Origin of the sequence: Ruegeria alba, from assembly GCF_022321465.1 — a bacterium.
GTDB lineage: Bacteria > Pseudomonadota > Alphaproteobacteria > Rhodobacterales > Rhodobacteraceae > Ruegeria_B > Ruegeria_B alba.
Window position 1 is genome coordinate 1 of the sequence record NZ_JAKOEM010000046.1, and the last position, 4,201, is coordinate 4,201.

The 4,201-nt window shown below is 65.4% G+C and carries 4 protein-coding genes; 3 read left to right on the forward strand and 1 reads right to left on the reverse strand.

From position 1 onward, the window contains the following. The first annotated feature begins 66 nt into the window (after positions 1–66). Entirely contained in the window at positions 67–1,947 is a 1,881-nt protein-coding gene (locus MB818_RS21555; RefSeq protein WP_238906460.1) for a phage terminase large subunit family protein, read from the forward strand. A gap of 19 nt (positions 1,948–1,966) precedes the next feature. On the opposite strand, the gene MB818_RS21565 is transcribed toward MB818_RS21555, so the two are convergent. Next, on the reverse strand, positions 1,967–2,863 hold the full coding sequence (locus tag MB818_RS21565; RefSeq protein ID WP_369426347.1) for a DUF1186 domain-containing protein: 897 nt from the start codon (positions 2,861–2,863) through the stop codon (positions 1,967–1,969). An 89-nt stretch (positions 2,864–2,952) separates the two neighbouring features. Here MB818_RS21565 and MB818_RS21570 point away from each other — a divergent pair, with 89 nt between their 5' ends. Together MB818_RS21570 and MB818_RS21575 are read left to right on the forward strand one after the other, a co-directional pair. After that, positions 2,953–3,168, forward strand: a complete 216-nt coding sequence (locus MB818_RS21570) for a phage head-tail joining protein (RefSeq protein WP_238906458.1) — start codon at positions 2,953–2,955, stop codon at positions 3,166–3,168. 5 nt (positions 3,169–3,173) lie between these two features. Further along, positions 3,174–4,201: phage portal protein (locus MB818_RS21575; RefSeq protein WP_439653309.1), on the forward strand; the 1,028-nt coding region annotated here is incomplete at its 3' end.

A 4,201-nucleotide genomic window follows, 5' to 3' on the forward strand; every position in this document is an offset into this window, starting at 1 on the left:
TCGAAACCGAGACTGATCTTGAGGGGATCGCCGATCCTGAAGCGGACGGTGGAGAAGGCCCTGGCGGTGCTGCGGCCACCACCGGACCTGACGATCAGCGCCTGGGCGGACCAGAACCGGAGGCTGAGCTCTGAAGCCAGCGCCGAGCCGGGCCAATGGCGCACCAGCCGGGCCGAATATCAGCGCGGCATCATGGATGCGATCTCGGATCCCAGTGTCGAGACCGTGGTTGTCATGTCATCTGCACAGACAGGCAAGACCGAAACCCAACTTTGTTGTGTCGGCTACCACATCGACCAGGACCCGGCACCGATCATGGTGGTGATGCCGACCGAGCGCGATGCAGAGACCTGGTCGAAGGACCGTTTCTCGCCGATGGCGCGGGACACGCCCTGTCTGCAGGACAAGATCGCCAACCCGAAGTCCCGCGATGGCAACAACAAGATCCTGCACAAGCGGTTCCCGGGTGGGCATCTGACCATCGTCGGGGCCAATGCGCCCTCGGGACTAGCAAGCCGGCCGATCCGGTTGCTGCTCTGCGACGAGGTGGACCGCTATCCGTTCAGCGCCGGTGCCGAGGGCGACCCGGTCAACCTCGCGAAGAAACGCACGGTGACCTTCTGGAACCGCAAGATCGTGCTGGTCTCGACGCCGACGAACAAGGGCGCGAGCCGGATCGAGGCGGCCTTTGAGGAAAGCGACCAGCGCCGGTTCTGGGTGCCATGTCCCGCCTGCGGGGCGGAACAGGTGCTGACCTGGGAGCAGGTCAAGTGGGACAAGGCGGAGGATGGCAGCCATCGTCCGGAAACGGCGCGCTACCATTGCGTGGATTGTGATGCGCCATGGAAGGATGAGACCCGCTGGGCGGCCATCTCGAAGGGGCGCTGGATTGCGGAAGCCCCCTTCGCGGGAACCGCCGGGTTCCATCTGAACGAGATCTATTCGCCCTGGGTGCGGCTCGAGGCCATGGCCAAGGCGTTTCTGTCTGCCCGCGCCGGTGGGGACGAGACGATGAAGACCTTCGTCAATACCTCGCTGGGCGAGACCTGGATGGAAAGCGGCGAGGCCCCGGACTGGCAGCGGCTGCAGGGTCTCAAGGAAGACTGGCGTGCGGGCACGGTGCCGGCAGGTGGTCTGTTCCTGACCGCCGGCGCCGATGTGCAGAAGGACCGGATCGAGGTCGATGTCTGGGCCTGGGGCAAGGGTCTGCAGAGCTGGCTTGTCGATCATATCGTGATCGAGGGCGGGCCCGGCGATCCGGCCTGCTGGCAGAAGCTTTCGGACCTGCTGAGCCGGACATGGCAGCACGCGAGCGGCACGCAAATGACCATCGCGCGGCTGGCGATCGATACGGGCTACGAGACCGCCGCCGTCTATGCCTGGGCGCGGCAGGTGGGATTTGCGCAGGTCGCGCCGGTGAAGGGGCTCGAAGGCTTCAATCGCGCAAGCCCGGTGACAGGTCCGACATTTGTGGATGCAACCATCGCCGGCAAACGCCTGCGGCGTGGCGCGCGGCTCTGGTCTGTGGCGACCTCCACGTTCAAGGCGGAGACATATCGTTTCCTGCGGCTTGAGCCGCGGGTGGAGTCCAGCCCGGCGGATGGAGAGCGGTTTCCTCCTGGCTTCATCCATCTGCCGGGCTGGATCGACGCCGAATGGCTGAAACAGCTGACGGCTGAGCAACTGGTCACGGTCAAGACCAAACGCGGCTTCGCAAAACTCGAGTGGCAGAAGCTGCGCGAGCGCAACGAGGCGCTGGATTGCCGGGTCTATGCAAGGGCGGCTGCGTGGATCCTCGGCGCGGATCGATGGTCGGAGGCCCGTTGGGAGGAACTGGCAGCGCAGTTCGCGGTCAACGACACCAGGGACAACGCCTCAGTCACGACACAGCAACCGACCCGCAGGGCACATGTCCGGCGCGTCGCGCGATCGAGTTACATGGGGTGAGCCGCGAGGGCCAGATCGTTCAATGCAGGCAGCACTTCTTGAACTTCTTGCCGCTGCCACAAGGACAGGGATCGTTGCGGCCGACCTTGGGCATCTCGCGCTGGAAGGGTTCGCTGGCGAAGTCGTACAGCCAGTCGTCGCGATAGCCTCGTTGCTTTCGATCCTGCTGGTACTTGTCGGAAAAGCAGTACCAGCCGGACAGTTCGTCGACGGCGCTCTCGATGGGGCGGGTATTGCGGCTTCGGTGAAACCAGCTGGACGTGCCGTTTTCGATCGCCTCCCGCAGGGTGTTCCGGAAATCGTCGACTGTCGAAAGGTCCGGGGAAATCCATTCGTCTTCGTAGGCCTGGACAACCATGGGCTCGAGATGGGCGAGGCCGAGTTCGGCCACTGCGAAGGCCCAGGTATCCCATAGCTCTTCCGGCTTCTCCATGTCGGTGGAATGGAAGGTCTCCATGTAGGCCTTGATGTCGGGCGCCTTGTCCGGATGGCTGCGCGCGATCATGACGAGCGCGTCGATCATCTGGCTCCGCACAAAAACGTCGGCAGCAGGATCTTCGATGACCTCGAGGATTGGCGCCAGATCGCCGTCGAACACCCCGGCGATGACCCGGGAGGTGCCTTCGGTCAATGCGTCGCCGAGCACGACCTCGAGAAAATCGGTGTCGCGCCTCAGCAGCCCGGCGAGCGGCCTGTAGGCTGCGGCATCGCGCCACTCACCGAGCAGGAAATAGGCGAACAGGAAGACTGAAAGATCATCTTCCGCAACCGTATCCGGCCCGGCGCGGCGAAGGCGGTGGATCAGGTCGAGAAACACCGGGATCATCTCCTCCCGGCGCTCGCCGGCCGCAATCATGGCGGTGCGCGGAAACCCTTCGGGGGCGGCGAGTGCGGTGAAGATCTCTTCGGGGGTCACGATCGACTCTCCATGCCTTGTGTCATGGCCGGGACATATCCCAACCAACCAACCTGCGCCACAGGCGCATTTGCCGACAGGAAAGACCAATGGCCACGGCTGCAGAACTCCGCGCCCGCCGCGACGCGCTCACCACTCAGCGCTCCTCCGGCGTGGCCCGCGTCAGCTATGACGGCAAGACGGTCGACTATCGGAGCCTGGCCGAGATCGACCGGGCCATCGAGGCGCTCGATCGCGAGATCGCCGCGGCCGAGGGCCGACGCATGGTGCGCCATGTGCGCGTAACGGCGACCAAGGGCCTCTGAGCAACATGGGCCTCTTCGATCGCTTTCGCCGTCGGTCCGCCGGCGGCCCGGCTGCCATGCGCGCCCGCCTCGAAGGCGCCATGGCGAAACGCCGGTTGCGTGGCTGGAATCCGCCGCTCGAAAACATCAACGCGCTGGTCGCCTCGGGTGGTCCCCGGCTGCTGGCACGCTCCCGCGAGTTGGTGGTGACCAACGGCTATGCGGCGAACGCCTGCGAAGCCTTTGCCGCGAACCTCGTGGGCGACGGGATCAAGCCCTCCTCGCTGATCGGGGAGGCCGACCTGCGCAACCGGGTGCAGCGGCTCTGGCTCGCCTGGACCGACGAGGCCGATGCCGACGGTCTGACCGACTTCTACGGGCTGCAGGCCATGGTGGCGCGCGAGATGTTCGTCGCCGGCGAATGCTTCGTCCGCCTGCGCCCGCGGCGCGCCGAGGACGGGCTGCTGGTCCCGCTGCAATTGCAACTCCTGCAATCCGAGATGCTGCCCTTCGAGAAGACGGAAACGGCGGCCAATGGCAACCGCATCCGCTGCGGGATCGAGTTCGATCTGATTGGCCGGCGGGTCGCCTATCACTTCCGCCGCCGCCATCCCGGTGACAGCACCGACCAGGGCGCGGTGATCCCTGAGACGGTGCGCGTACCGGCCGCGGATGTGCTGCACATCTACCGGCCCATCGACGCGGGCCAGATCCGGGGCCTGCCGCATGTGGCCCCGGCGATGGTGCGGCTCTTCCTGCTCGACCAGTACGACGACGCCGAACTCGACCGGAAGAAGACCGCGGCGATGTTCGCGGGCTTCATCACCAAGACCGCGCCGGAAGACCCGATGATGGGTGAGGCCGAAGCCGATCTGGACGGGGCGGCCATTGCCAGCCTCGAGCCCGGCACCATGCAGGTGCTCTTGCCAGGCGAAGACGTGAAGTTCTCGTCTCCGGCCGATGTCGGCAGCAGCTATGAGGCCTTCCAGTATCGCACCTTGCTTGCGGTCTCGGCCTCGCTCGGGCTGCCCTATCACCTCGTCACCGGCGATGT

What these genes read in the sequence shown, in the direction of transcription:
- MB818_RS21570 (WP_238906458.1), top strand. Translation starts at nt 2,953, where the DNA reads ATGGCCACGGCTGCAGAACTCCGCGCCCGCCGCGACGCGCTCACCACT.